Origin of the sequence: Saccharopolyspora sp. NPDC049426 (genome assembly GCF_040676935.1) — a bacterium.
GTDB lineage: Bacteria > Actinomycetota > Actinomycetes > Mycobacteriales > Pseudonocardiaceae > Saccharopolyspora.
This window is the reverse complement of sequence record NZ_JBFAPZ010000003.1, coordinates 513,736-540,509: the sequence shown is the minus strand read 5'-3', so window position 1 is coordinate 540,509 and position 26,774 is coordinate 513,736. Positions and strand designations below refer to the sequence as shown.

21 protein-coding genes are annotated in these 26,774 nt (G+C 66.9%); 14 read left to right on the top strand and 7 right to left on the bottom strand.

All coding sequences use genetic code 11. The features are described from left to right. The first annotated feature begins 54 nt into the window (after nt 1-54). From AB0J78_RS08670 to AB0J78_RS08650, 5 genes are read left to right on the top strand one after another with little or no spacing between them, the layout of a single operon-like run. The gene (locus tag AB0J78_RS08670) at nt 55-1,410 is read left to right on the top strand and encodes an MFS transporter (RefSeq protein ID WP_363788084.1); all 1,356 of its coding nucleotides are present in this window, start codon (nt 55-57) and stop codon (nt 1,408-1,410) included. Beyond that, nucleotides 1,410-2,489, top strand: a complete 1,080-nt coding sequence (locus AB0J78_RS08665; protein WP_363788083.1) for a Gfo/Idh/MocA family oxidoreductase — start codon at nt 1,410-1,412, stop codon at nt 2,487-2,489. The genes AB0J78_RS08670 and AB0J78_RS08665 overlap by 1 nt, the downstream gene beginning before the upstream one ends. Further along, complete coding sequence (locus AB0J78_RS08660; RefSeq protein WP_363788082.1) at nt 2,486-3,337, top strand: TIM barrel protein; 852 nt, start codon at nt 2,486-2,488, stop codon at nt 3,335-3,337. The genes AB0J78_RS08665 and AB0J78_RS08660 overlap by 4 nt, the downstream gene beginning before the upstream one ends. Then, nucleotides 3,330-4,205, top strand: a complete 876-nt coding sequence (locus tag AB0J78_RS08655; protein ID WP_363788081.1) for a shikimate dehydrogenase — start codon at nt 3,330-3,332, stop codon at nt 4,203-4,205. Before AB0J78_RS08660 ends, AB0J78_RS08655 begins: the two co-directional genes overlap by 8 nt. After that, nucleotides 4,198-5,892, top strand: a complete 1,695-nt coding sequence (locus tag AB0J78_RS08650; protein ID WP_363788080.1) for an FAD-dependent oxidoreductase — start codon at nt 4,198-4,200, stop codon at nt 5,890-5,892. Before AB0J78_RS08655 ends, AB0J78_RS08650 begins: the two co-directional genes overlap by 8 nt. Before the next feature lie 362 nt (nt 5,893-6,254). On the opposite strand, the gene AB0J78_RS08645 is transcribed toward AB0J78_RS08650, so the two are convergent. After that, nucleotides 6,255-7,256, bottom strand: a complete 1,002-nt coding sequence (locus AB0J78_RS08645; RefSeq protein WP_363788079.1) for an SDR family NAD(P)-dependent oxidoreductase — start codon at nt 7,254-7,256, stop codon at nt 6,255-6,257. A 488-nt stretch (nt 7,257-7,744) separates the two neighbouring features. Between AB0J78_RS08645 and AB0J78_RS08640 the strand changes: the two genes are divergently transcribed. After that, the gene (locus AB0J78_RS08640; protein WP_363788077.1) at nt 7,745-8,530 is read left to right on the top strand and encodes an inositol monophosphatase family protein; all 786 of its coding nucleotides are present in this window, start codon (nt 7,745-7,747) and stop codon (nt 8,528-8,530) included. Between the two features lie 211 nt (nt 8,531-8,741). Further along, nucleotides 8,742-9,746 carry a LacI family DNA-binding transcriptional regulator gene (locus AB0J78_RS08635; protein WP_363788076.1) on the top strand — a complete coding sequence of 335 codons (1,005 nt, stop codon included), beginning with the start codon at nt 8,742-8,744 and terminating at the stop codon, nt 9,744-9,746. Here AB0J78_RS08635 and AB0J78_RS08630 read toward each other — a convergent pair whose 3' ends face one another. Continuing rightward, the gene (locus tag AB0J78_RS08630; RefSeq protein ID WP_363788075.1) at nt 9,747-10,499 is read right to left on the bottom strand and encodes an SDR family NAD(P)-dependent oxidoreductase; all 753 of its coding nucleotides are present in this window, start codon (nt 10,497-10,499) and stop codon (nt 9,747-9,749) included. Nucleotides 10,500-10,543: 44 nt separating this feature from the next. Further along, a complete protein-coding gene (locus AB0J78_RS08625) occupies nt 10,544-11,404 on the bottom strand; it encodes a TIM barrel protein (protein ID WP_363788074.1) in 861 nt (286 codons plus the stop codon). Between the two features lie 28 nt (nt 11,405-11,432). On the opposite strand from AB0J78_RS08625, the gene AB0J78_RS08620 reads away from it, so the two are divergent. Both AB0J78_RS08620 and AB0J78_RS08615 read left to right on the top strand, forming a co-directional pair. Further along, nucleotides 11,433-12,917, top strand: a complete 1,485-nt coding sequence (locus tag AB0J78_RS08620) for an MFS transporter (protein ID WP_363788073.1) — start codon at nt 11,433-11,435, stop codon at nt 12,915-12,917. Nucleotides 12,918-13,026: 109 nt separating this feature from the next. Then, the gene (locus tag AB0J78_RS08615; RefSeq protein ID WP_363788139.1) at nt 13,027-14,763 is read left to right on the top strand and encodes an FAD-dependent oxidoreductase; all 1,737 of its coding nucleotides are present in this window, start codon (nt 13,027-13,029) and stop codon (nt 14,761-14,763) included. Nucleotides 14,764-15,010: 247 nt separating this feature from the next. On the opposite strand, the gene AB0J78_RS08610 is transcribed toward AB0J78_RS08615, so the two are convergent. Beyond that, nucleotides 15,011-15,838 (bottom strand): LuxR C-terminal-related transcriptional regulator, encoded by an 828-nt coding sequence (locus AB0J78_RS08610; RefSeq protein ID WP_363788071.1) that lies wholly within the window; start codon nt 15,836-15,838, stop codon nt 15,011-15,013. Further along, complete coding sequence (locus tag AB0J78_RS08605; protein ID WP_363788069.1) at nt 15,831-17,801, bottom strand: GAF domain-containing protein; 1,971 nt, start codon at nt 17,799-17,801, stop codon at nt 15,831-15,833. Before AB0J78_RS08605 ends, AB0J78_RS08610 begins: the two co-directional genes overlap by 8 nt. Before the next feature lie 183 nt (nt 17,802-17,984). Here AB0J78_RS08605 and AB0J78_RS08600 point away from each other — a divergent pair, with 183 nt between their 5' ends. From AB0J78_RS08600 to AB0J78_RS08580, 5 genes are all read left to right on the top strand, one after another. After that, the gene (locus AB0J78_RS08600) at nt 17,985-18,800 is read left to right on the top strand and encodes an N-acyl homoserine lactonase family protein (RefSeq protein ID WP_363788068.1); all 816 of its coding nucleotides are present in this window, start codon (nt 17,985-17,987) and stop codon (nt 18,798-18,800) included. 6 nt (nt 18,801-18,806) lie between these two features. Beyond that, the gene (locus tag AB0J78_RS08595) at nt 18,807-19,235 is read left to right on the top strand and encodes a zinc ribbon domain-containing protein (RefSeq protein ID WP_363788067.1); all 429 of its coding nucleotides are present in this window, start codon (nt 18,807-18,809) and stop codon (nt 19,233-19,235) included. Beyond that, a complete protein-coding gene (locus tag AB0J78_RS08590) occupies nt 19,232-20,344 on the top strand; it encodes an alcohol dehydrogenase catalytic domain-containing protein (protein ID WP_363788066.1) in 1,113 nt (370 codons plus the stop codon). Before AB0J78_RS08595 ends, AB0J78_RS08590 begins: the two co-directional genes overlap by 4 nt. 13 nt (nt 20,345-20,357) lie before the next feature. Continuing rightward, entirely contained in the window at nt 20,358-21,827 is a 1,470-nt protein-coding gene (locus AB0J78_RS08585; RefSeq protein WP_363788065.1) for an NAD-dependent succinate-semialdehyde dehydrogenase, read from the top strand. A gap of 222 nt (nt 21,828-22,049) precedes the next feature. Continuing rightward, on the top strand, nt 22,050-23,381 hold the full coding sequence (locus AB0J78_RS08580) for an MFS transporter (protein ID WP_363788064.1): 1,332 nt from the start codon (nt 22,050-22,052) through the stop codon (nt 23,379-23,381). 173 nt (nt 23,382-23,554) lie between these two features. Here the strand turns inward: AB0J78_RS08580 and AB0J78_RS08575 are convergent, their stop codons facing one another. Beyond that, on the bottom strand, nt 23,555-25,201 hold the full coding sequence (locus tag AB0J78_RS08575) for a N,N-dimethylformamidase beta subunit family domain-containing protein (RefSeq protein WP_363788063.1): 1,647 nt from the start codon (nt 25,199-25,201) through the stop codon (nt 23,555-23,557). A 30-nt stretch (nt 25,202-25,231) separates the two neighbouring features. Further along, nucleotides 25,232-26,599 (bottom strand): MFS transporter, encoded by a 1,368-nt coding sequence (locus AB0J78_RS08570; protein ID WP_363788061.1) that lies wholly within the window; start codon nt 26,597-26,599, stop codon nt 25,232-25,234. Between the last annotated feature and the right edge of the window lie 175 nt (nt 26,600-26,774).

Here is a 26,774-nt window from a genome sequence, read left to right as displayed (position 1 = left end):
CTCCCCGTTCGGGAACCGGATCTCCGTCGATGACGCCGGATCGGAAGGAACGCCATGTCCCCCAGGCCAGCAGAGGTCCCGCCGTCAGGCGGTACCCGCAACAACCCCCGGAAGGCCGCGCTCTCCGGATTCCTCGGCAGCACGCTGGAGTACTACGACTTCTTCATCTACGGCTCGGCCGCTGCGCTGGTGTTCGGCAAGGTCTTCTTCCCCGACGCCGGCGCGACTGGACCGCTGCTGTCGATCGCGACCCTCGGCGTCGCCTACGTCGCACGCCCGCTCGGCGCGATTCTCTTCGGGCACTTCGGCGACCGGTTCGGTCGCCGCAACGCCCTGATGGCCACGTTGCTGCTCATGGGCCTGTCAACGTTCCTGATCGGCTGCCTGCCGAGCTACGGACAGGTTGGCATCGCCGCGCCCATCATGCTGGTCGCCCTGCGGCTGCTGCAGGGCTTGTCGGCAGGTGGTGAATCGCCCGGCGCGAGTTCGCTGACCGTGGAGCACGCCCCCGACGGGCGCCGCGCGTTCTTCACCAGCTTCACCATGAGCGGGATCATGTTCGGGATCGTCATCTCGAGCCTGGTGTTCATCCCGATCGCCGCGCTGCCCGACGAGCAGCTCCTGTCCTGGGGCTGGCGAATCCCGTTCTGGCTGAGCATCGCGGTCACCGCCATCGCCTACTTCCTGCGCCGCTCGCTGGCCGAGCCCGAGGTGTTCTCCGAGCTGCAGGAGTCCGCGGAAACCGCCAAGGCCCCGGTGTTCGAGCTGTTCCGGCACCACTGGGCGACCCTGCTGCGCATCGCGATCTGCGCGAGCTTCGCCATGGTCAACACCATCGTCAACGTCTTCGCTCTCTCCTACGCCACACAGATCGCCGGAATCTCGAAACCGACCATGCTCGCGGTGATCTCGGTGGCCAACATGGTCGCCGTCGTCACCCAGCCCGCCTACGGGCTGCTCGCCGACCGGGTCGGGCGCAAGCCGGTCTTCGTCACCGGACTGCTCGGGGTCAGCGTGATGGTGTTCGTGTTCTTCCACGCGATCGGCACCCAGAACGTGCCCTGGATCTACCTCTCGGCGGTCGTGCTGATCGGCTTCTGCTACGCCGCGCCCAACGGCGTGTACCCCGCCTACTTCCCGGAGCAGTTCCCAGCCCGAGTCCGTTACAGCGGCATGGCGATCGGACTGATGATCGGCCTGCTCGCTGCCGGGTTCACCCCGTTGCTCGCCTCGACCCTCACGACCGGCGACGAGGCGAACTGGACTCCGGTGGCCTGGATGTGCGCCGCGTTCGTGCTGGCCTCCGCGGTTGCTGCGCTGACCGGGCCGGAAACCTTCCGCACGCCCACATCCCGCCTCGGCGAGAGCCGGGCGCAGATCGCCGACGCACCAGCACCGGCGGTGCGGTGATGCCCCGGGCCCTGCGGGCAGCGGTCATCGGGTGCGGCAACATCGCGGGCAACCACGCCGCCGCCTACCGCGGCCTTCCTGGCGTCGAGCTGGTGGCGTGCACCGACGTCTCGTCGGAACGGGCCGAGCTGTTCGCCGCCCGGCACAGCACGTCCGCGGCCGACCCGGACGAGGTGTTCGACCTCGACCTGGACCTGATCAGCGTCTGCACCCCGCACCCGACGCACGAATCCGTCGTCACCCGGGCCGCGGCGCATGGCGTGCACGTGCTGTGCGAGAAGCCGATCGCCATCGAGCTCGGTTCGGCCGCCAGGATGGTGGCAGCGTGCGAGGTGGCAGGCGTCACCCTCGGCGTGGCGTTCCAGCGGCGCTTCTGGCCCGCCGCGCAGCGGGTCCGCGCCGCGATCGACGACGGCACGCTGGGAACCCCGGTGCTCGGGCACGCTTCGGTGCTGCTGCACCGCGAAACCTCCTACTACACCGCCGATGCGTGGCGCGGCTCGTGGGCGAGCGACGGCGGCGGGGTCCTGATGACCCAAGCCGTGCACAACATCGATCTGCTGCAGTGGTTCATGGGAGACGCGGTCGAGGTGACGGCGGCCCACACGACCGCCAAGCACGGCGAGGCGATCGAGGTCGAGGACACGGCCGTGGCGACCCTGCGCTTCGCCTCGGGCGGTCTGGCCACGCTGGCAGCCTCCACCGCGCTCACCCCCGGCCTCGGTACTCGGGTGCAGGTCGTCGGACGCACCGGCGCGAGCGCTGGTCTCGCCGAGTACCCGGAGGGAAGCGAAGCCCGGATCGACGTGTGGGCGGTGCCCGGCGAAGAGGCGGCGGAATCGCCGTTCGGTCCCGGCCTGCGCGCCGACCTCACCTTGCCGGAGATCAACGGCAGTCTCGCTCCGCTGCACACCCTGCAGATCGCGGATTTCGTCAGCGCCGTCCGGGAACGCCGCGATCCGGCGGTCACCGGGCGGGAAGCCGCGAAGTCGCTGGCGATCCTCACCGCGCTGTACGCCTCGGCCGCATCCGGCTGCCCGGAGCAGGTCCCCGCTCTGAAGGAGGAGATCACCTCATGAACCCCATCGGGCTCGCCCACCTGACCCTGCTGCGGTTGAGTCCTCCCGAACTAGTCAGCACCGCCGCAGAAGCGGGGTTCGACTTCGTCGGCGTCCGGGTCAACTCGGTGACAGCGGGGGAGCACCAATACCCGATGGAGCCGGGCTCGCCGATGTCGCGCGAGACGTTGCGGCGGCTCGACGACTCGGGTTTGAACGTCCGCGACGTCGAATTCCTGACGCTCCGCCCGGAAACCGGACCGGCCGAATGGCGGCCCGCCCTCGACGCCGGTGCTGCTCTCGGTGCCCGCACGATCAGCGTCGTCGGCTCCGACCCGGACCGGAAGCGCTTGGCCGACACGCTGGCCGCGCTGACCGCCGACGCCACGCCGCTCGGCATCCGGCCCACCCTGGAACCCATCAGCTACCAATCGGTGAGCACCGTGGCCGAGGCCGCCTCGATCGCCGGGGCCACCGGTGCGGCCGTGCTGCTCGACGCCCTGCACCTCCAGCGCGGTGGCAGTTCGATCGACGACGTCCGAGCTCTCGATCCCGACCTCGTTCCCTGCCTGCAGGTCTGCGACGGCCCGCTCACCGCCCCGGAACACCTTGACCTGCCCGAGGAACTCCCGCTCGGGATGAAGGCCGACGGGTCGGTGTTGCAAGCAGAGGCCCGGGTCCAGCGGGAACTCGTCGGCGACGGCGAACTCCCGCTGCCGGAACTGCTCGCCGCGGTGCCCGCCGGAACACCGCTGAGCGTCGAGGTTCCACACGCCGCGCTGCAGACGCGCCTCACCTCACTGGAATTTGCGCGACGCAACCTGGCCGGCGTGCGCGCACTGCTGACCGAGACGAGCGCCCATGTCTGAGGTGATCGCTCCGGTCCGTCACCGAGTGGCCCTGGTGGGCGCGGGAATCGGCGGTTCGCTCTCGCCCGCGCTGCACGAGCGCGAGGCCGCTGCGCTCGGTCTCGACTACAGCTACCGGCTGCTCGACCTCGACCACCTGCCAGCGAGGTGGAACTTCCGGGAGGCGGTCGGGGAGGGCACGACCGGGTTCAACGTGACGCACCCGGCGAAGCAGACCGTCCTCGACCAGCTCGACGAGCTCTCCCCGGACGCGCGGGCGCTCGGCGCGGTCAACACCGTCTCCGTCGACGGGGACCGGCTCATCGGTCACAACACCGACCACAGTGGATTCCTGTCCGGTCTGGGCCACGGGCTCCCGGGCGTCCTGCTGGACCGGGTCGTCGTGGTCGGTGCCGGGGGCGCCGGTTCTGCCGTCGCCTACGCCCTGGTCGGTGCCGGAGCGGCCGTGGCGATCGCCGATGCGGACCCCCAACGCAGCGTAGGCCTGGTCGCCAGGCTGCGCGCGAGGTTCCCGGGCGCCGCGATCACCGGTCTGCCCGCCGAGCGGGTACCAGCCGCGCTCGCTCGGGCAGACGGAGTGGTCAACGCGACCCCGATCGGCATGACCGGCCACCCCGGCCGGCCCTTCGACACCGGCGCCCTCGAACCCCGGCACTGGGTCGCCGAGGTCGTTTACCGCCCGTTGATGACGGCCTTGCTGCAGGACGCGCGCGTGACCGGGTGCCGATGCCTCGACGGCGGCGCGATGCTCGTCTCCCAGGCAGCGCGAACTCTCGCCCTGCTCACCGCAACCACACCCGACCTCGATCGGATGCGGCGGCACCTCAGCGAACTCGTCGCCGGCGAGGAGGAAGCGAACCATGACTGACGATTGGGACCACGAGGTCGACCTCCTCGTTCTCGGCTCCGGCGCCGGCGGCATGGGTGCCGCGGTCGTCGGTGCCGAAGAGGGACTTTCCGTCCTGGTGCTGGAGAAGACCGAGTGGCTCGGCGGCACCACGGCCTACTCGGCCGGGACGTGCTGGATCCCCGGGCACCAACACCAGGACGATCCCGCCGCCGACACCGCCAGCGCGAGCAGCTACCTCGACGCCCTCGTCGGCGACCGCGCCCCGCGCGAACTCCGCGAGACCTACCTCGCGCAGGGGCCCGCCATGCTCGACTACCTGAAGCGGGTCGGCGTGGAGTTCTGGCACTCCAAGACCGTCGTCGACTACCACCCGGAGATCCCCGGGTCAGGCGTCGGCCGTGCGCTGGAACCGCGCACCTTCGACGGGCGCGAGCTCGGAAAGGCCCGCTTCGGCCGGATCCGGCGGCCGGTCCCGGAGTTCGCGCTCTTCGGCGGCACGCTCATGGTCCGGCGGTCGGAGGTCAATCAGCTGCTGACTCTCTTCAACGGATCGATGCGCGGCGTGGCGGTAGCACTGCGCCTGGGGGTGCGCTGGGCCGCGGACCGGCTCCGCTACCCGCGTGGCACCCGGCTCGCCATGGGCAACGCCCTGGTCGCCAACCTCTACGACAAGCTCCTGCAGCGCTCCGGCGACGTCTGGTTCACCGCCCGCACCACCGAACTCATCGCCGACGAGTCCGGACAGATCGTCGGCGCGGTCGTCACGCACCGAGGTCGCACCGTCCGGGTGGCGGCTCGGCGCGGCGTCGTCCTGGCGGCCGGCGGTTTCTCCGCCAGCCCGGAACTGCGAGCCGAATACCTGCCCCGACCCACGCCGCAGTTCACCCGGGCCGGGGAGGGCGCGACGGGCGACACGATCGCCCTCGCCCGCTCCGTCGGCGGCGTCCTCGGCGAGCCCTCCGGCGACAACGCCCTGTGGTTCCCCAGCTCCATCGGCCGCCGCCGCGACAGCTCCACCGCGGTCTTCCCGCACATCTGGGACCGCGCCAAACCCGGCATCATCGCGGTCAACGCCGCAGGACGCAGATTCGTCGACGAGTCGGTGTCCTACCACCGCTTCACCCGCGCGATGTACGACTCGCACAAGTCAGTTCCGACGATTCCGGCCTGGCTCGTCCTGGACTCCCGGACCCTGGGGCAGTACGGGCTCGGCGTGGTCTACCCCCATCTGCCCAAACCGCTGCTCAAGCGGCACATCGATGCGGGGTACCTGCATGCCGGGCGCACGATTCGAGAGCTCGCCACCGCAATCGGCGTCGATCCGGATGGTCTTGAGCGCACGGTGGCCGACACCAATCGCGATGCTCGCACCGGAGTTGACGAGGAGTTCGGGAAGGGGAGGAGTCCCTTCGGTCACCAGTACGGCGACCCGGCTCATGCTCCGAACGTCAACCTCGGCCCGATCGAGGCAGCTCCCTTCTACGCGATCGCCGTGGTCCCCACGCCGCTCGCGACCGCGCTCGGGTTGCGCACCAACACGGATGCGCAGGTGCTGGACGCATCAGGTGAACCGGTTCCCGGTCTCTACGCCTGCGGAAATGACGCCAACTCGATCACGGCGTCGGAATACCCGGGAGCTGGCTGCCAAGTAGGAGCAGGTCTGACCTTCGGTTACCTCGCAGCACGCCACGCTGCTCGTCGGTAACGGGTGGGCCCGTTTCTCCTTCGGGCCCTTACCAGGGACGAATCTCAGGATGTCGCGGCCGCACTGGTGTAGACCGCGTCGTTGGAGCAACGGTCAACCGATCGCAATGGCTGGTGATCGCCTGACCGGGCCTCAATACAGTCCACTGGGTATTACTCATTTGGCTTGGGACACGGTCGTCCTGAGGTGCCGCTAGACCTGGTCGTCGTGCGTGGGCGACGGCGGAGCAGGCTCCGCCGTCGCCCACGCACTCGTCGGTACCGGGGCGGGAGTTGTTCTGCCGGCGGTACCGGAGCCGACGGCCAGGTCGAAGATGAGTTCGGACCTGGTCAGGCTGTGCTCGCGTTCGAAGTGGGCAGGGCCTAGCAGGTGAGCCACCCGCCGTTGATATCCAGACTCGTCCCGGTGATGTAGGAGGCCTGCTCGCTGACCAGGAATGCGACCGCGTCGGCGATCTCTTTCGGTTGGGCGAACCGCTTCATCGGCACTTGGCTCAGCAATGAGCCATCAGCGATCACTTCACCTAGCATCGGAGTCTGGACGAAGCCTGGGGCGACCCCGTTGACGCGGATGCGCTGTCCGGCCAGTTCCCGAGACAGGCTCGCCGTCAGATTCTGCAGCGCGGCCTTACTCGCGGCGTAGGCGATGCTGGAGGGCAGGTATGGCGGGAAATCCGCGCCTTCGACGCCCCCGGCGCCCAGCTTCGCGGTGATGGAGAGCAGGTTGACGATGCTCGCGCTGCCGTCGGCGGGCATGAATGGGCAGACCTCCCGAATGAGGAAGAACGGTGCTGCGACGTTGACCGCCATCACTCGGTGCCATTCCTCGTCGGTTAGTTCGGTGAACGGGATCTTGCGGCCGTTTCGCTTGGGTGAGATGCCGACCGCGTTGACGACGGCGCCGATGGGGCCGCCAGCCCCGGCGAATACCGCGAGTTCCCGATTGACAGCCGAGTCGGTCAGGTCCCCTGCGAACCCGCGGTGCTCGGTGCCTGCGACCTCCGGAAGCCCAGTGGCGACCTTGTCAGCCGACTCCGAGTTCATGTCGGCGACCACGATTCCGTAGCCCAGGCGCGCCAGGCGGTCGCAGATCGCGGAACCCAGGCCGCCGGCACCACCCGTCACGATGGCGGTCTGTTTCGGTGTTTGGGCAACCGTCTTTTTGGTCGAGGTCTGTGTGGACGATGGCAGAGAAGGTTCAAGGCTCACGGCGATTCCTTTGTCGATGGAGCGGTGGTGTGCCGGGGCGGCTCGAGAGCGCCTGGCGGTACGTGGTTTCCAATTCCCGGTGCTTTGCACCGGAATCGATGCCGTCTGATTGGTCTTCGATGGGGTCGGCAGCACCTCTTCGGCGAGGTCGAGCACGGTCTTCAGAACCCGAAACGGGTTGTCCGCCGACCACGCGAGCCCGTGGTTCGTGTAGGTCTGCTCGCCACGAAGCGGTAGGAGACCGATCCCGAGAGGAGGAGGCGGGTGCTGGTCACGCCGGATGTCATCAGTGCGATGCCAACGCCGGCCGAGTCCAGGGTGAGGATGCTGTACGGATCACGATCCGCGGCCGGACTCCCGCCTGGACGCAGGCTCGGATCGCGGAGTCCTGCAGGGCTGAGTCCGTGCTTTGCAGAGTGGTTATGAATCCGGTCGGGTCGGCGAGAACGATGTCTGGGCGACGAAGGCCCGCAGCCATTGGCGCTCCGTGGTGAGGGAGTCCTTTGGCGATGCTTGCGCGCACTCGAGGCACTATATAGCTTGGTGCGGTCACAGTGAAGGAAGGATTAAGCGCAAATGCAACATAGTTTGTGCGCTCGATGCGTCTGAATTGCGACTGGAGTTCAAGCGAAGAAGGATGCAGTGTGAACCGTGATCTGGAAGCGTTGTCGCATGTTGCCGTAGACCTGGCTCACCAGGCCGGGAGGCTTCAGCTTGAGCGGCGCGCCGCACTCGTCGTCCGAGGTGCGAAAGCCCACGCGAATGATCTGGTGTCGGATGTGGACCTTGAAAGCGAGCGTCTACTCGTCGACGGTTTGCGGCACCATTGTCCCGACGATGGGCTACTTGGCGAAGAAGGGGCGAAGCAGGCGGGAACCAGCGGTTGGACCTGGGTCGTCGATCCGCTTGATGGAACCCGCAACTACATCTCGGGCACAGGCCCGTGGTCGATCTCCATCGCTCTGCGCAAGGACAACGCCACTCGACTCGCCGTCGTGCATGACCCGGCCGCCAGGGAGACCTTTACAGCGGTGGCCGAGCATGCGCCGCGCCTCAACGGGCACGGGATCAGCGCGAGGCGTGCCGTTCGCCTGACCGAGGCCCTCGCGGGCATCTGCTACAACACCTCCACTGCGACGAAACAGCGAATCGGACCGGTTTTCGCCACCCTGGTGCCGCACGTCGGCGACATCCGTCGGCTGCCCGCCGCGCTGCAGCTCGCCTACCTCGCCGCCGGGCGCCTCGACGTCGGCGTCGTCCTCGGCACGCGACTCTGGGACGTCGCCGCGGGGTTGTTCCTCGCCTCCCAGGCCGGTCTAGTCGTCACCGGACCGGAAGGCGAGGCGACGCCGCAGCTGACTGTCTGCGCCACGCCGGAACTGTGGGAGGACTTCGCGGCACTCCTGGCTTCGACCGGTTTGCTGCCCTGACGCCGTGCCCGCGGAGTCCGGGTTACTCACGCTGGTGGCAGAAACGAGTCGCGGTCAACGCCGTTGTCGTCGAGGACGGCTGGCTCATTGGCAACAACGCGGACCGCACGGGCTTTCTCGCCGGACTCCGGGTAAGGGCTGCCGGGAGCTAGATCCAGAGGCGTCTATTCCGGTGGGTTGAGGGGCCACGTGGTTTGGTAGGTTCGGAGCCATGGTGACGAGCAACGACGTGGCGCGGCACGTCGGGTTGTCACAGACCACGGTTTCGCGTGCTCTGCGTGGGGACGCCTCGGTCACTCCGAAGACCCGTGACCGAGTTCTGGCGGCGGCTCGCGAGCTGGGTTACGTGCCGCACTCGGCCGCGCGCACACTCGTGACCCGACGTTCCCGTGCTGTCGGTGTGGTCGTGGCTGATTTGTCGAGCCCGATCTACGCGGTCATCGTGGAGAGCCTGCAAGGCCGTCTGGATGAGCGCGGCTACCGGATGATCCTGATCCGGGACCCCGATGAGCCTGGATTCGAGAACGCTACGGATGTTCTCACCAGCGCAACCGTGGACGGCATGCTTTTCGTGTCTGCTCGTGACAATTCCGCGGCGGTGCAACTCGCGACGGAGCGCGGTGTGCCGGTCGTCCTGCTCAGCCGTGACGACTCAAGTGTGACCACGGACGTCGTCCTTTCCGACGACCGTGCAGCGGGTGAGCTCGTCGTCTCCCACCTCGTCGACTGGGGCCACGAGCGGATCGGGGTGCTGTCCACGCCTCGAGACCGTTCCAACGGTCGCGACCGTGAGGACGGGGTGCGGGAGGCCCTGCGCCGACGAGGGATGCAAGTACGAGAGGAATGGATCAAGCGGACGTCGTTTGGTCATGCCGACGCCGTTCGTGCGGCCTGCGAGATTCTCCGGGAGCCCGAGGCTCCGACAGCCCTGTTCTGCGTTGCGGACTCCTTCGCCTTCGCGGTGCTGGACGCCGCGCACCAGCTTGGTCTCCGCGTTCCCGACGATCTCTCTGTCGTTGGTTTCGATGACTCCGAACCGTCGCGTTGGTCCTTCGTGCGGCTGACCACGGTGCATCAGCCGATTCGGGAGATGTCGTGCGAGGCTGTGGATCGGTTGGTGAGCCGGATCGAGACCTCCGGTACCCACCAACCGACCACTCGCGTGTTCCCGGTCACGCTCCGGGAAAGGGCGACGGTAGCCCGTCCCGCGCGCTGATCAGGCGGTGTTGCGGCCACCGCTGAGGTCGAGGGTTTGGCCGGTCATGTAGCTGGCCTCCGGGGAGAGTAGCCAGGCAGCGAGCGCGGAGAACTCCTCGGGGAGCCCGACCCGGCCCATCGGCACCTTTGCGAGCAGAGCCGCGTTGCGCTCGGCGCTGAGGTCGTCGAGCAGTCGGGTCTTCATCATCGACGGGGCGATGCAGTTGACGGTGACTCCATATGGTGCGACCTCCTTCGCGGCGGTCTTGACCAGGGCGACCAATCCGGCCTTCGACGCGGAATAGGCCGCTTGGTGCGGATTGCCCTCGCGGGCCGCGATTGAGGAGAGGATGGCGATCCGTCCGTAGCCTTGGTCTTGCAGCTTGGGAAGCAACGCGGCAAGTCCGTGCAGGCATCCGTCGAGATTGATGTCGAGCACCCGCGACCAGCCCGCGACCGGCATGTCGGCCACTGTCGTCTCCGGGCCCTGGACGCCATGGGCGAAGAGCGCCCCGTCGATGTGGCCGTGCCGGTGCAGCACCTCGGCGGTCAAGCGATCCCAGTCGTCACGCTTGGTGACGTCGAGGGCGAGGCTGTGCTCGGGGGTGGACCCGTCGCCGCGCCCACCGGCGACGACGTCGGTGCAGATCACCGTCGCGCCCTCGCGCATCAGACGCTCGGCTGTGTTCGATCCGAGACCCCCTGCGGCCCCTGTCACAAGGAGGACCTGGCCGTCGAACCTGCCGGGCCAGAACGTCTCGGGACTCGCCATGAGCGATCGGGAAGCCGTGCCGTCACTACGATTCGCGGTACTGGTCACGAGATTCCCTTCATCGCACTGTCGTTGTGGTCGAAGTGGGACACATATGCCCGGTGAAGCTGTTCGAAGTGCTGGGCGTGTCCGAACTCAGCGCAACCGGCAACATCGGGCACCTCGATGCTGACCGGTGCTGACGGGAAGGTCTCGAGGATGCTCCGGAGCGGGAAGCTGCCTTCGCCGGGGCGCTGTCGTCGTGAGCGTGATTCGAGTGGAAGTCGGTCGGCGCTGACTGTCTGTCCCAACGGCATTCGCTCCGGAACTGGCAGTGGGGGAGGCGTTTCGGGTCCGTCGCAGAGCTGGATGACGCGGAGTGCATCGGCCGGCACGTCCTGGAGGTCTTCGACTTGGCCGCCTGCGCGGACGAAGTGCAGTACGTCGAGCATGATGCCGCAGCCGGTCTCGCGTGAGAGCGCACATGCGGCCGAGACCGTGTTGATCGGCTGGTAGGCGATGGGTTCGAGGCTGGGCTGGATGCCGTGGTCGCGGCCGTCGGCGACGAGTTCGGCGAGCGCTTCCCTCAAGCGGTGTTGGTCGGCGTCGCCTCCGATCACGTTGAGCACGGTGGCGCCCAGTGCCGCACCTGCCTCGAGGGCGGGCAGCCACTGCTCGCGTCCCCGGGTCCCGTCGAGGGTGAACGCCTCGACGTCCAGCACGGTCACGCCTGTCTCGGCCATCGCGCGCAGTGTCTGCCGGGACATCGGGGACCCGGGGGTCATCGGGTATCGCTGCTCTCCTGGGGTGGCGGGAAAGACCCGGAGGCCGACGGAGGCGAAGCCGGCGTCGGCCGCCTGCCGGACCAGGTCTGGTGGGGCTAGGTCGAGGGCTGACAGGTGTGCCACGCCCAGTGGCTGACTCATGAAATGAACGCTCCTGCGAGTTCGGGTATTGACGGGCCCGCAGACGGCTCGTACCGTCCTGCACCATCCGAATGACTACGCAGTCATTCAAACACTCGACCTGCTCCGAGGCAACGGCGCACATCAGGAAGGTCAAGGCGAACAGCTCATGACGACGCACCCTTCAGGCCCCACCCCAGACGCCGGCGAGTCCGGTCCACTCGACGCCTCGACTCCGATGCGCCCTGGCACCGGCGATTCGGGATCCAAGCGCAGCGCCATGGCCAGCACGGTCGGAGCGATCGTGGATTGGTACGACTTCTTCCTGTACGGCACCGCTGCAGCGGTCGTGTTCGGGCCGCTGTACTTTCCGTCGGCGAACCCATTGGCCGGGCTTCTGGCCTCAATGGGGTCCTTCGCGGTGGCGTTCGTGTTCCGGCCGATCGGGGGCGCGGTCTTCGGGCACTTCGGTGACAAGGTCGGGCGGAAGAAGATGCTGGCCATCACCGTGCTGATGATGGGGCTGGCCAGCACCGGAATCGGCTTGTTGCCCTCGTACGCGGCGATCGGTCTCGCCGCTCCGGTACTGCTGGTCCTGTTGCGTGCGATTCAGGGAATCGCAGTGGGCGGGGAGTGGGGTGGCGCGGCCCTCATGGCAGTTGAGAATGCACCCCGGGGGAAGCGCAACTTCTTCGCCTCCGGCGTGCAGACCGGCTCGTTCATCGGCCTTCTGCTCGGCACGGCTGCCTTCAGCCTCGCTCGCGGTCTCACGACCGACGAGCAGTTCATGGCCTGGGGCTGGCGGATCCCCTTCCTGATCAGCATCGCCTTCGCCCTCGTGGCGTTCTGGGTTCGATCCGGTGTCCCTGAATCGGCGAAGTTCAAGGAGATCGCTCGGGAAGACCACAAGGCACGCGCCCCACTGGCGGTTGCGCTGCGGACCAGCCCCAAGCAGATCCTGGCCGTCATCGGAATGCGGATGGTCGACCAGAGCACCTTCTACATCGGCTTCACGTTCGCCCTGGCTTACACCTCGAACTTCACCGACAACTCGCCCGCGAACGTCCTCACAGCCTCGATGATCGCGATGATCCTGGCCATTCCGTCACTGAGCCTGTGGAGCACGCTCGCTGACCGCTACGGGCGTCGGCCCTTCTACATCGCCGGTCCGATTCTCGCCACCGTCGCAGTGTTCCCCCTGTTCGTGTTCCTGGAGAACGGCTCGCTCCTCGGCCTGACGTTGTCCTTCGTGGCTCTGATCAACCTCGGTCACAACATCTCCGCGTGCGTGCAGCAGACCTGGTTCACGGACCTGTTCGACGCCCGCATCCGGTACAGCGGCGCGGGCTTCGCCTACGCGCTCGCCGGGGCTGTCGGCGGCTTCATCCCACTGACCGCGACGGCGCTGCTCGCCTTCAATCTCGGCTGGTACCCCGTGGCCGGCCTCGTGACCGGGCTCTGCGTCCTCTCCGTTGTCGCTGCTCTGTGGTCCCACCGCTGGACCACGTCCGCAGGTGAGAGCTCCACGGCGTGACCGCCGACGAGTCTTCTCAGCCGGGCCGACCGGTGGCGCACAACGACCACCGACAGCAATCACGATTTCCTGCCACATCTGGTAAGTCTGGAGAACTGCAACCGTGACCATGCCGACGAGCGCACCCGTCACCACCGACGTCATCATCGTCGGCTCCGGAGCCGGAGGACTGTCCGCCGCAGTGACGGCCGCGCAGGGCGGTCTACGGGTCACGGTGCTGGAACGTGCCGAGGTGTGCGGTGGCGCCACAGCGTGGTCGGGAGGCTGGATGTGGGTACCGGGCAACCACCTCGCCCGGGCGGATGGTGTCGACGAGGACCCGGCGGCCTTCCGCGCCTACCTCGCCGCCGTGCTGAAGGAGGACTTCGACGAGGAACGTGTCGACGCGTTCCTCGACTCCGCTCCCCAGATGGCACGCTTCTTCCACGACAACACCGCACTCGCCTTCACACCCGGCTCCAAGATCTGCGACATCTACGGCGACCTTCCCGGAGCCGGGACGGGTCACCGCTCGCTCGCACCGGCGCCAGTCAACCTCCGTGAGCTCGGGCCGGACGTGGCCCGGTTGCTCCGGCGTCAGTTGTATGAGACCTCGTTTCTGGGGCTTGGGATCATGGCCGGGCCGGATCTCGCCGGATTCCTGGCCGCATCGCGCGGTGACGCCCGCGGCCTGGCACACGCGGTCCGGCGCGTCACGCGACACATTGCCGACCTCGCCTTCTACCGACGCGGGCAGCAGTTGGTGAACGGCACCGCTCTGATCGGTCGCCTGCTGCGCGCGGCGCTGGACTTCGACGTCACCATCCGCACCTCCAGCACAGTGACCAACATCGTGCGCGATGACGAGGATCGGGTGATCGGGGTCGAGGTCACCACGCCCTTCGGCAGGGAACGCCTGCACGCGGAGCGAGGTGTGGTGGTCGCCGCAGGCGGGTTTCCTCACGACCGTGAACGGCGCCGTGCTCATTTCCCCACGGGGCCGGATCACCACTCGCTTGCCCCGGTCACCGCCGACGGCGCCGGAATCGACCTTGGCCAGGCCGCGGGCGGGCGTCTCCGCACTGATCTAGCGTCGCCGGCGGCATGGTGCCCGGTTTCGCTGGTGCCCTACCGCTCCGGGCGAATGGGGGTGTTTCCCCACATCATGGACCGTGCCAAGCCCGGCAGTATCGGCGTCCTGCGCAACGGTCGGCGCTTCGTCAACGAGGCGAACGGCTACCACGACTACGTCACGGCCATGATCGCCGCGAGCTCGGAGGGCGACCAGCCTGAGGCGTGGCAGATCGCGGACGCGCGTTTCGTGCGCCGCTACCCGTTTGGCATGGCCAAACCCCGCCCGGTTCCGCTGTTGCCTTATTTGCGCAACGGCTACCTCAAGCGTGGTCGGACCCTAGCCCAACTCGCAAAGGCATGCGGCATCGATGCTGCAGGCCTCCAGAGCACGGTCGCCAACTTCAACGAGCATGCGCGGCAAGGACACGATCCGGAGTTTGGCCGCGGTTCCACCCCGTTCAATCGATACGGCGGGGATCCTTCCACTGGCTTCCCGAACCCGTCACTGGCGCCGATTGAGAAAGGCCCGTTCTACGCAGTCCGGGTCGTGCCGGGCAGTTTCGGGACCTTCGCGGGCTTGGCCACCGACGCCCACGCTCGAGTGCTTGACGATGACGACAAAGCCATTGCTGGCCTGTACGCGGTGGGTTGCGATCAGGCGAGCGTCATGGGCGGGCACTATCCGGCCGGTGGCATCAATCTCGGACCGGCCATGGTCTTCGGCTGGATCGCCGGCATGGATCTGGTGGCTTCGACCGGTCGGGGAGCTCGCCTCAATCGGGTTGGAGACTGATTCTCCCGAGACCTGGGAAGTTTCAGCCGGTGCGCTCGTCACCGGCTGAACTCTCCGCCCCCCGGCCACACTGATGCCGGTGACGGATCCGTGGCTGCAACCCTTCTCGAGGTGATCGACTGGGTGAACCTTCTCCCTGGTGCCTGACCTGTATGAAGGTGGCTTCCGGGCAGGAGGGCGATGAGACGTCGCTCTCCGCAGCGTTCTGGACGCCCCGGCGCTGTTGGCTGCTTGGTCTTTCTGAGCGTCATTGTTGCGTGTGGTCGGTGACCCAGGTGGCGATTTGCAGGCGGGAGGTGAATCCGAGCTTGACGAGAATGTGCTCGACGTGGGTTTCCGCCGTGCGTCGGGAAATGACCAGACTGGCCGCGATCTCCTTGTTCGACTTGCCGGTTGCGATGAGGCTGGCGACTTCGCGTTCCCGCTTCGTCAGCGTCGGCTCGGCTACGGGCACCTGTTGTGCGTCATGGGCAGGTGAGGGAGGTGTTGTCTCGCCCAGTGCATAGGAGATCGTCTCCTCCCGGCTTAAAAGTGCGCCTTTCTGGCCGGCGGCCTCGAATGCTGCGTCGCCGAGTCGTTCGCGGATCTGTTCCCGTGCCTGTGCGCGCCAGGACAGCAGGGTCCCGCCGCCGAATAGCGGAGTGCCGATCAGATCCCACAGCTTTCCGAGCGCACCAAACAACACGCCAGCACGTTCGGAGTCCCCTTGAGCGGCGGCCACCCAGCTCAGCAACTCGACGCAGCATGCGATGCCGAGCATGTCCTCAAGATCCTGCTTGGCTCGAAGTGATGCCGATACGTGTAGGGCTGGCTCTGCGGTATTGCCCGCCGCCCACCAAGAGACTCCGACGTTCCACTCCGTCCATGACAGAGCCCAGCGCTCTCCGAGCGGGGTGCAGACGGATTCGCACTCGCGCAGGAACTCCATGGCCCGGGCGACGTCTCCGTGCAGGCCTGCCCTTTGTGCTTGCTCGGCGAAGACGATCAGCGCCGGGGCAGTCCAGTGGGCAGAAGCGCGGTGGCGGGCCAGGGCTTGGTCCAACAGCAACCGCCAGTCTTCGACCGTGTCAAGCATCCTCTATCTGATCACCGAAAGGTCCAGTCGGGTTGGGGTCTTCCGTCTGCGCTTGCACGAGTCCCTCACCGGTGCCCGCGGTCCGCAGTCGCCACATCCGCAGGGCGACGTGGCTGTCGAGCATCCGGCTTCCACGCCGCCAGTCAGTTCCGAGCAGCTGGTCGATGCGTTCGAGCCGTTGCCGGACGGTGTTCAGGTGCACTTTCAGGCGTTGTGCGGTTGGCGCCAGGACCGATCCGGTGTCGAGGAAGGTCCATGCCGTGAACGTCAGATCGGTGTTGCGGTGCCGGTCGTAGTCGAGGATCGGGCCGAGCTGGAACTCGACGAAATCTTGCGCCAAGCGCCGGTCCGAGAGCCCCAGCAGGATTCCGGCCGTTCCCAAATGTGTCAGATCCGCTGCCTCGCCTTCGCGGCCGAGGACTTCGAGTGCGTTCACGATCGCTTGCGCGTAGCGGTGCCCACGTCGGACTCCCGCCAGGCCGTTGACCGGTCCGGAACAACCGATGGTTGCGGTGACGTCGGCGGCTTTCAGTGCCTTCAGTGCTCCCTGCCCGTCCAGCAGGGCGACCTCTCCCGGTGTCACGAGGCACAGGTGTCCTTCGTGCAGCGACACCAGGCCGGAACGTTCGTGCAGGTATGTGCGCAGTACGACCAGCGCCCTGTAGCGTTGTTCGACCGCAACGTCGACGATGTGCACGCACCATGGTCCGTCCGGCGTGAGGCGGTATTGGGACACGCGGCGGCGAAGTGCCGGACCGTGGTCGGACCGCTCGGCGAGCATGTCGTCGATGAGTTCGCGCTGCTGGTGCTCCTCGGCATCGAGGACCACCTGCTCGAAGAGCAGCAGGATGCTGAGGTATACCGCCGATCGTTCGACGAGAGCGGTCGAGGGCGGCATCGGTTCGGCGACGAGCAGGGCGCCGAGGCATTCCGAACCCGCGGTCGCAGCGACCAATGTCCAGGGCTGGCCCGCGACGCTGAGCTCGACCGCGCCACGGGAGTTCGCCGAGCGGGCAGCGGCTTGCTGGATTCCGGTGATGTCATCGACGATCAATCCGTCCCTCGAACTCGTGATCAGCGTGCCGGCGGCATCGACGACAGCCACGTCGGACCGCAGGAACTCTGCCAGCAGGGGAACGATCTTTTCCACGCTTTTGGACTCGAGCAGGGCAGCTGTCAGGACTTCGTCGAGCCGGACCAGGCCCTGCAGAGCCTGCAGGTGTTCGAGATTGCGGGATCGGGCCTCGTCGAGGGCTGATAGTGCCTCCCCCATCTCACTGAAGGCCCGGGCATTCTCCAACGCGACAGCGGCATGGGCGCCGATCGACTCGACGAAGGCCACGTCGTCGTTGCTGAAGGTGTGCCGGTGCCGGTTCGCCACGAGCAGCGCACCGATCAGGGTCCCGCTGGCCCGCAGCGGGACACCCATGATTGCCTTGACTCCCTCGCCCGCGACGGCGTCGTCGATCTCCGGTATGTGGATGAACGTCTCGTCGGTGAGGTAGTCCTCGGTCTGCGCGGGCGAGGCACCGCGGGCGACCTTGCCGAGCACCCCGGCCCCCAGCGGCATGCGGATGGCCCGATACGCAGCGGTGGTGACACCGTCGGCCATCCGGATGTAGGTCTGCCTCCGCGAGTCGTCGTTGAGGCTGATGTAGGCCATATCCGTACCCATCAGCGATCGGGTCCGGCGAACGATCGCACTGAGGATGGCCTCGACGTCGCGGATCGCGGTCAGATCCGTCGCGGTTTCATGCAGCGTGCGCAACAGCGCCTCACGCCGCCTGGCCTCCCACAGCGAATTGTTGACCCGGCGCAGCGCAGCTGCGGCACGTGGGTCCTCCGTCCCAGTGCGGTGCGAGGCTAGGACGTTCTCCAGTTCCAGCGGCGCAATGCCCTTGTCGAGAAGCTCGAGCAGTGCGGGAACGCCCTTGTCATCCTGCGGCGAGTTCGCGCCAGTCACGCAACGAGCGTAGCCCACATTTCGGTGTCTTGAGTGCACACAGATGAGCGTCAAGTATGGCATCTCGTGCCATATACAGCCCATATGCAGAGCTGGAGAATTGCTCCCCACTGAGCCGCCATTCACACCTAGGCGCTCATTCACACATCGGCATTCTTAGTCAGACAAACAAGGGCGATTGTCATGGCGAATAACATGAAGGTCCACGTGCTCTCCACCGGTGTCATGGAAACCGATTACACGTGGCTGCTGCTCAAGGGCGGGAAGACGATCGTCGACCGCCATCACCGCAACACCCTCCCCGTCTGGGGGGACTGTCCCACGCACGCTGTGCTCATCGAGCACTCTGATGGACGCATCTTGTGGGACACCGGCGTGCCCAGGGATTGGGAGACCCGATGGGCGCCGACCGGATTCCAGGACTTCTTCCCGGTGCAGGACGATCCCGAAGGTCCCGGCTACCTGGACTCCGCGCTCGCGCAACTCGAGCTGACCCCCGACGACATCGACATGCTGGTCCTCTCGCACCTGCACTTCGATCACGCCGCCAACGCGAAGATGTTCGACCCCAAGCGCACCAGGATCATCGCCAACTCAAACGAGATCGACGGTGCACTGGCCATCGACGGAGCCTTCAAGGGCGCGCACCTGGTTTCAGACTACGAAGGCCTGCCGCTGGAAGCGGTGTCCGGTGACGTGGAGATCGTTCCCGGCGTGAGCGTCATCGAAACTCCCGGTCACACGTGGGGCACCATGTCCCTGCGGGTCGACCTCCCCGAGGACGGGACGAAGATCTTCACCTCGGACGCGGTGTACCTCAACGAGAGCTGGGGGCCTCCCGCAATGGGCGCGGCGATCGTGTGGGACAACCTCAAGTGGTTGGAATCCGTGGAGAAGCTGCGCACGATCGCCGACAAGACCGGCGCCGAGGTGATCTTCGGCCATGATGCCGAGCAGTTCTCGCAGCTGCGTGTCGCCCCTACGGGATTCTACCGGTAGGTCACGATGATTCTCTACGACTTCACCTGTGCCGACGGCCATCGGTTCGAAGCGGGGATTGCATCGATGCACGCGCCAGATCCCGCCTGCCCGGTCTGCCAGCGGCCCTCGTCGCGCCGCCCGTCGGCAGTGACCATGGCCGGCCAAGCGGACCCCGGCCCGTCCCGGGACGAGATGCCGCGCAGCTGGCAAGCCGTCCGCGGAGGCGAACGATCCACGCTGGATGGCTGGCGGAAACTGGCTGTGGAGCGGGAAAAACTCGAGCACAAGTATCCCGAGCTCGGCGGCGATCGCCGACCGGTGCTCGCGCACGAGGGCATCTTCGCCAGCAACCCGTTGAGGGTTGGCGACGACATCCCCTCCCGGGTGACTGAGGCAATCGCCGAGACGAAACCAACTACGCAAGCAGAGATTCCCTCTAAGGACACGAAGTGAAGATCTCCGGAGCAGTTCTGGAAGAGATCGGGCGACCGCGCCCGTTCGGTGATTCAACCCCCATTACGATCTCGGAACTCGAACTCGACCCACCGGGCCCCGGTGAGGTGTTGGTGCGGCTGGAGGCGGCCGGGCTGTGCCATTCCGACCTCTCGGTCCTCGACGGCAACCGCGTGCGCCCCGTGCCGATGTTGCTGGGACACGAGGCCGCGGGCCGCGTCGAGGCACTGGGCGAAGGGGTGGCCGACGTCGCCGTAGGCCAGCGGGTCGTGATGGCGTTCCTGCCGCGTTGCGGAGAATGCGCCGGCTGCGCCACGGACGGCCAGATGCCCTGCCTCCCAGGAACCCGGGCGAACAACGAGGGCGTTCTCCTTAACGGTGGTGTCCGCCTCCACCGTGACGGCTCCGAGATCAAGCACCACCTCGGCGTCTCCGGGTTCGCCACCCACGCAGTGGTCGACCGGCACTCACTCGTGCCCGTGGACAGCGACGTGCCGCCCGACATCGCGGCCGTTCTCGGTTGTGCCGTGCTCACCGGCGGCGGTGCAGTGCTCAACGCCGGAGCGCCGAAGCCGGGTCAGTCGATCATGGTCGTCGGGCTCGGGGGTGTCGGCGTGGCCGCCCTGCTCACCGCGCTGTCACTCGAGAAAAACGAGGTCATCGCGGTGGATTCGCTCCGCGACAAGCTCACCTTCGCCGACAAGCTCGGTGCGAACGCGTCGTACACGCCCCAGGAGGCACTCGCGCAGGGCGTCAAGGCCGACGTGGTCATCGAGGCCGCAGGCAAAGCCCGTGCCTTCGAAACTGCGGTCGCGGCGACAGCGCCCGGAGGCCGCACTGTTACGGCCGGTCTGCCCGGCGCCGAGGCGAGGGCGTCGATCTCCCCGCTGGGCCTGGTCGCCGAGGCTCGGACCATCATCGGCAGCTATCTCGGTTCGGCCGTGCCGTCTCGTGACATTCCCGCCTACGTCCAGCTGTGGCGCGAGGGGAAGCTGCCTGTTGAGGAACTCATCTCGTCCCGGATCGCGTTGTCGGACATCAACGAAGCCATGGACTCCCTCGCCGACGGCACGGCGATCAGGCAAGTCATCATCTTCGATCAGGAATGAGAAACGCCAGGCCATGAAACCTGAAGAGAAGCTCCTCGCAGAGGTCCGAACAGGACTGTTCATCGATGGTGATTGGAGGCCGGCCAAGGACGGCGCGACATTCGACGTCGAGGACCCGTCGACCGGCAAGGTCCTGACCTCGGTGGCGAACGCGACCTCCGCCGACGGGGCGGCGGCGCTGGACGCCGCCGCCGCCGCGCAGGAGTCCTGGGCGGCGACATCACCCCGGGAGCGCGCCGAGTTGCTGCGCTGCGCATTCGAAGCCGTCACAGCTCGCGCCGAAGATTTCGCACTGCTCATGACGATGGAGATGGGCAAGCCACTGGCCGAGGCGCGTGGCGAGGTCGCCTACGGTGCCGAGTTCCTGCGCTGGTTCTCCGAGGAGGCCCCACGCATCTCCGGCCGGTTCGCAACCGCCCCGGACGGGAAATCTCGACTCATCGTGCTCAAGCGGCCGGTCGGCCCGTGCCTGTTCATCACGCCGTGGAACTTCCCGCTGGCGATGGCGACTCGCAAGATCGCGCCGGCTATCGCCGCGGGGTGCACGATGGTTCTCAAACCGGCGGCGCTGACTCCTCTGACCGCCGCGTTGTTCACCCAGGTGCTCTCGGATGCAGGGTTACCCGCAGGCGTGCTCAACGTCGTCCCCACCACTGAGGCAGGTGCGGTCACCGGACCGCTGATCAAGGACTCACGGCTGCGCAAGCTCTCCTTCACGGGATCGACGCCGGTGGGCAGGAAACTGTTGGCCGACTCCGCACACCAGGTGCTACGCACCTCCATGGAGCTCGGTGGGAATGCGCCGTTCCTGGTTTTCGGTGATGCCGATCTGGACGCCGCTGTTGACGGAGCGATGCTCGCGAAGTTGCGCAACATGGGCGAGGCATGCACTGCGGCGAACCGGTTCATCGTGCACAGCTCCGTTGCCAAGGAATTCAGCAGCAAACTCGTGGAGCGGATGGAGCGGCTGCGGCCCGCTCGCGGCACCGAGCCGGACTCCGACCTCGGTCCGCTCATCGACGCCGCCAGCCGGGACAAGGTGCACGACCTTGTCATGGACGCGGTCGGCAGGGGTGCGGAGGTCCGGACCGGAGGCGCCCCGATCGACGGTCCAGGCTATTTCTACCCGCCGACTGTGATCACCGGAGTCAATGAGGACGCCCGCATCCTTTCCGAAGAGGTGTTCGGGCCGGTCGCGCCGATCATCACGTTCGACACGGAGGACCAGGCCGTCGCCCTCGCGAACAACACTGAATACGGGCTGGTTTCCTACGCCTTCACCCGCGACCTCCGCCGCGGCATGAGGTTGATGGAGCGGCTCGACTCCGGGATGTTCGGGCTGAACAGCGGCATAGTGTCCAACCCCGCGGCCCCGTTCGGCGGCGTCAAGCAGTCCGGACTCGGCAGGGAAGGCGGCCTCGAAGGCATCGAGGAGTTCCTCGAAACCCGATACGCGGGTATTTCCGACCCGTTCGCAGGCTGAACCACATTGTGCGGCTCCCGGCGAACTGAACTTGGGCGCAGCACAGCAGGCCACGACTCCCTAGTGCGCATGCTGCCCAGCTCGGCTTGGTAACGGCACCGCAGTCCGGCACCGCTACGGGTGAGTGCTGCAAGGCGGCATATGTGGCCGCCTTGCCGCACTCCAACCGCGCGCGGACCGACCTAGCTCGAAAATCCTGCTCCGACGACGAAGCGACCTACCATGACACGCGAATCCACTCCCTCGCGCTCCTCCATTACTCGAATTGTCGGCGCCAGCCTGGTCGGCACAACCATCGAGTGGTACGACTTCTTCCTCTACAGCGCTGCTGCAGCGCTGGTGTTCAACAAGCTGTTCTTCCCCAACTCCGATCCGCTGACCGGAACCTTGCTGGCCTTTGGCACCTACGCGGCAGGATTCGTCGCCCGCCCCGTGGGCGGGCTGGTGTTCGGACACTTCGGCGACAAGCTCGGGCGCAAGCGGCTCCTCGTGCTGAGTCTGCTGATGATGGGCGGCGCGACATGCGCGATGGGGCTGCTTCCCACGTATGCCTCCGTCGGCGTGGCTGCTCCGCTGTTGTTGACCGCATTGCGCCTGCTGCAGGGTTTCGCGCTGGGTGGCGAATGGGGTGGTGCGGTGCTCATCGTCTCCGAACACGGTTCGCCACAGCGGCGCGGGTTCTGGGCCTCGTGGCCACAAGCCGGCGCTCCGGGAGGGAACATCCTGGCTACCGGGGTGCTTGCCGTGCTCGCCGCGGTGCAGTCGGACGAGGCGTTTTTGGCTTGGGGCTGGCGCGTTCCGTTCTTGCTCTCCGGTGTGCTGCTCGTTATTGGACTGTGGATCCGGCTCTCCGTCGCGGAGTCTCCGGTGTTCCTCGAAGCAGCGGAACAGGCCAGGCGGAGCTCGGTGGTCGTTCGCGCACCGATCGCTCAGGTACTGCGAGACTACTGGCGCGAGGTCCTGATCTCGATGGGTGCGCGGATGGGCGAGAACACCACCTACTACGTGATCACCGCGTTCATTCTCGTCTACCTGACCGGCCCGGTGGGGCTGCCCAAATCGGTCGGTCTCAACGCTGTCCTCATTGGATCGATCGTGCACTTCGTGACCATTCCGCTATGGGGTGCGTTGTCGGACCGGTGGGGCCGCCGACCTGTCATCATCGCTGGCGCGGCAGGCAGCGGCGTCTGGGCGTTCGCCTTCTTCGGCCTGCTCGACACCGGTTCCTTCTTCGTGATCATTGCGGCGACCGCGGTGGGACTCGTTTTGCACGGCGCGATGTACGGGCCGATGGCGGCCTACTTCTCCGAACTGTTCGGGACGCGGGTGCGCTACTCCGGGTCCTCGATCGGCTACCAGCTTGCTTCAGTGGTCGCCGGAGGGCTCGCGCCCCTGATCGCCACCGCATTGCTGCAATTCTTCGACAGCGCCTTGCCGGTCGCGCTCTACGTCGCGGCGACGACAGCGTTGACCGTGATCGCTGTGGTGATCTCCCGCGAGACCCGGGCAACCGAGTTCGGTGACGTGCCTGACAAGCCGGCCACGAAGATCTGACGTGCAGCTTTGGGGCACCGGCCCAGCCCCCGTCCGGGCTGGTGCCCCATCCACATCCAAGGAGAATGGGCTTGGTTGGAGGTCTGACCTCGTTGCTCCGGCCCTCACAGCCGCTCCGGGACTCGGTAACGCGGAGGCTGCGTCATCCGTGCTTCTGGGTTTACGAGGCGCCGTTACGGGTGAAAGCGCCGGAGAACGTTGTCGGTGATCGTGGTGATGGAGTGGTCGCCGATGCGCAGACCGTTGACCCACTCGCAGGTGCCTGCGGTGAACACTTCGCCTGCGCCGCGTGGGAACGACACGACCATGCCGGCTCCACGGGCGAAGCGGCGCCGGTTCTGCTCGGTGTAGTCCTCGCCTGCGATGCTGGCGCGGTATCGGGCGTCTCCGTCGCCGAGCATGAAGTAGCTCTTGTCGGACTCGCGACCGTCCTCGGCTGCGGTGGACCAGTTCATGGCGATGATCTGCAGGCCTTCAGGTGCGCCGTCGGTTCCGCTCGGATGGGGGAGGCCGTGGCGGAATTCGTAGTCGAGGCCGTCGACCTCGTAGGAGAACACGGCGGCTTCATCGCCCAGGGTGTCGGCGTAGCCGAGGCCGGTGTCGTTGAGCGACCAGTGTTCGGGGCGGAAGACGGTGTAGCCGCGTGAGGATCGTGGTGCGAAAGCGCCGAAGCCTGCGTACATCCCCCGTAGTGCGTTGACCCCGAACGTCGTGGCGCCGGGGTTGCCGACCGCGGGGTCTTCCCAAGCGGCGGTGAGCAGGTGCTGCTCCTCGGTTCCGGCTACGGGATCGTGGTCGGCCGCGTCGTACTTGTAGGCGATCTGCCTGCCGTGTTCCAGGTCGAGTCGGATCTGCCACATGAAGTTGCCGGCGAACCGGGCCACGTGACCGCCCGCGGTGACGTACTCGTCGACGTGGGCTCGCATCTGCGCGGTCCAGTACTCGTCGTGGCCGCTGAACACCGCGCACCGGTAGGGCGATAGCGCCTCGGGGTTGCCGTGGAGGTCCTCCTGGACCAGCAGGTCGATCTCGTAGCCGCTGCCCTCGGCCCAGCGGAAGAAGTGACGTTCGTAGGTGGCCCAGCCCGCTGCGGCGTAGTACTTCGCGTACCCGTTGAGGTAGGCCCACTCGGCGAATTCGTAACGGGGCGGCTGGGGTGTTCTTGGCCGAGTGGCGCTGACCATGCGTGGGGCGCCGTCGGGCAGCCACACCTGCCCGCGTGCCCACGGGCGCTGCGTCGAGAGGACCGGGGAACGTCCCCGGGCGGTGTTGGGGTGCAGGCCGAAGTAGTGATTCGCTCCGCCCCAGTCGTTGTAGGCCGACCAGGTGCAGGTGGCGAGGACCTGCACGAGCGCTTCGGGTCGGGCTGTCGGGCTCCGGACGACGAAGAAGTGGTGCCCGAGCGGACGCGCTCCCGCCGGGGCGTGGGGGTCGCGCATCTCGACGAGGTATGGACCGGGTTGCAGGTCGTCGGGGAGTGACCATGTGGTCGTGACACTCCAGTCGCACCCGGTCTCGTACGCGTTGGCCGCGACGGGCTGGAAGCCGACCGAGTTGAGGTGGCTCCGGTGCACGGTTGTCTCGTGGAACCCATCGCGGTAGATCCGCAGGTCCAGCTCGGGAGCAGTGGCGGAAAGGAACAGGTTCACCGTCTCGCCCGGTAGGTACGACCGTTTGTCGGAGTAGCACCAGGCGGCGGGGTAGCCGTCCTGCCGAGGGACCTCGACCCAGACCCGTTGCGGTCCGGGTGGGAGGCCGGAGACGCGTTCGGGAGTGATGTCACCGCCGGGGCGGGATCCGTTCGCGGTGGAGGCAACCATGTGGAGTCCTTCCGGTCAGGTTCTCGCAGTTCAAGGCCTCGACAGGTGCTGTCCCGGCTGGTCGTCAGCGGCATCCGCCTCCCATGTCGGCAGCTGTTCCCCCACGGGGGTGATGTGGTCGTGGCCTCCCTTGGAGGGTGCGGTTTCGGGAAGCACGAACAGCGTGAGCAAGGAGACCGTGACGGCGATGGCCACGTACCAGGCAGGCATCAAGTCGCTGCCCGTCGCGGAGATGAGCCAGGTGAGCAAGAACGGTGAGGAGACCGAGGCGATGACCGAGAGGTTGAATCCCAGCGAGACACCGGTATAGCGCACCCGGGTCGGGAACAACTCGACCCACGTGCACACCAGCGGACCCGTGTAGCAGCCCAGCGCCAAACCGCCCGCGACGACCTGCAGCACGCCGATCAGCGCGAGGCTGCCGCCGTCCATGAACACGAACGTCGGGAAGATCAACACCAGCATGGAGATCGAACCGAAGAACAGCAGGGGCTTGCGCCCGATTCGATCCGACAGGTGGCCGGCCACCGGGATGGTCAGGGCGTAGGCGGCGATGGCCAGCGAGGTCGTGACAAGCGAACTGCTGGCGCTGTAGCCGAGCTCGGTGCGCAGGAACGTCGGGGTGTAAACGAGAACGACGTAGTAGCAGACGGTCTGCCCCAGGGCAATTCCCGCGACCTTCAGCACATTGGCCAGCTGAGTTTGCACGGTCTCGCGGACGGGGGAGGACGCGACCGCGTCAGAGTCGGCGAGTTCCTTGAACGAAGCCGTCTCCTCCAGACGCAGCCGGATGTAGAGGCCGATCAGGCCCAACGGAATCGCGACCAGGAAACCGACCCGCCATCCCCAGCTCTGCAGCTGATCCGCAGTCAGCGAGCCGGCCAGCACGAACGAGAATATGGACCCGGCCAACAGCCCAAACCCGGTGCTGGAGGGCATCAGACTGACCATCACTCCGCGCCGCTTGGCCGGCACGCTTTCAGCGATCAGTGCGGCTCCGCCGGCGTATTCGCCACCAGCCGAGAACCCCTGCACGATTCGGGCGAGGACGAGCAGGATCGGTGCGGCGACGCCGATCGTCGCGTAGCTGGGAATCAGACCGATGGCGCCGGTCGACAGCGACATCAGGACGAGCACCAGCGCGAGCGTGCGCTTGCGCCCGATCTTGTCTCCGAAGCGGGCGAAGACCACACCGCCGAGGGGGCGAGTGACGACCGGTAGGGCGAAAACTCCGAAAGTGGCCAGCAGGGCCGCAGTGGGGTCCTGGCTCGGGAAGAAGACGGCCGAGATCGTGACGGCCATGAATCCGTAGATGCTGTAGTCGAACCACTCGATGAAGTTGCCGATGGCACCGGCTGTGGTGGCCTTCGCTGAGTTGGTTCGTGTCGTTGCCGTCATACCTGTTCCTGTTCGTCGCTCAGGCCCGCCAGTGTTCCCGCGGCCACCATGGAGATCTCTTGTGCTGCGACTCTCGGTCGGTCTCCCTCCGCGTTGAAGGAACGGTAGGTCAGCTCTCGGTATAGGGGTAGGCGGTTGTGGCTACACCAGCCATAGGGTAAGCCTGTGCTTGCGC

What these genes read in the sequence shown, in the direction of transcription:
- AB0J78_RS08670 (WP_363788084.1), top strand. Translation starts at nt 55, where the DNA reads ATGTCCCCCAGGCCAGCAGAGGTCCCGCCGTCAGGCGGTACCCGCAAC.
- AB0J78_RS08635 (WP_363788076.1), top strand. Translation starts at nt 8,742, where the DNA reads ATGGTGACGAGCAACGACGTGGCGCGGCACGTCGGGTTGTCACAGACC.
- AB0J78_RS08615 (WP_363788139.1), top strand. Translation starts at nt 13,027, where the DNA reads ATGCCGACGAGCGCACCCGTCACCACCGACGTCATCATCGTCGGCTCC.
- AB0J78_RS08630 (WP_363788075.1), bottom strand. Translation starts at nt 10,499, where the DNA reads ATGGCGAGTCCCGAGACGTTCTGGCCCGGCAGGTTCGACGGCCAGGTC.
- AB0J78_RS08570 (WP_363788061.1), bottom strand. Translation starts at nt 26,599, where the DNA reads ATGACGGCAACGACACGAACCAACTCAGCGAAGGCCACCACAGCCGGT.
- AB0J78_RS08660 (WP_363788082.1), top strand. Translation starts at nt 2,486, where the DNA reads ATGAACCCCATCGGGCTCGCCCACCTGACCCTGCTGCGGTTGAGTCCT.
- AB0J78_RS08585 (WP_363788065.1), top strand. Translation starts at nt 20,358, where the DNA reads ATGAAACCTGAAGAGAAGCTCCTCGCAGAGGTCCGAACAGGACTGTTC.
- AB0J78_RS08575 (WP_363788063.1), bottom strand. Translation starts at nt 25,201, where the DNA reads ATGGTTGCCTCCACCGCGAACGGATCCCGCCCCGGCGGTGACATCACT.
- AB0J78_RS08655 (WP_363788081.1), top strand. Translation starts at nt 3,330, where the DNA reads ATGTCTGAGGTGATCGCTCCGGTCCGTCACCGAGTGGCCCTGGTGGGC.
- AB0J78_RS08595 (WP_363788067.1), top strand. Translation starts at nt 18,807, where the DNA reads ATGATTCTCTACGACTTCACCTGTGCCGACGGCCATCGGTTCGAAGCG.
- AB0J78_RS08625 (WP_363788074.1), bottom strand. Translation starts at nt 11,404, where the DNA reads ATGAGTCAGCCACTGGGCGTGGCACACCTGTCAGCCCTCGACCTAGCC.
- AB0J78_RS08580 (WP_363788064.1), top strand. Translation starts at nt 22,050, where the DNA reads ATGACACGCGAATCCACTCCCTCGCGCTCCTCCATTACTCGAATTGTC.
- AB0J78_RS08610 (WP_363788071.1), bottom strand. Translation starts at nt 15,838, where the DNA reads ATGCTTGACACGGTCGAAGACTGGCGGTTGCTGTTGGACCAAGCCCTG.
- AB0J78_RS08650 (WP_363788080.1), top strand. Translation starts at nt 4,198, where the DNA reads ATGACTGACGATTGGGACCACGAGGTCGACCTCCTCGTTCTCGGCTCC.
- AB0J78_RS08665 (WP_363788083.1), top strand. Translation starts at nt 1,410, where the DNA reads ATGCCCCGGGCCCTGCGGGCAGCGGTCATCGGGTGCGGCAACATCGCG.
- AB0J78_RS08600 (WP_363788068.1), top strand. Translation starts at nt 17,985, where the DNA reads ATGGCGAATAACATGAAGGTCCACGTGCTCTCCACCGGTGTCATGGAA.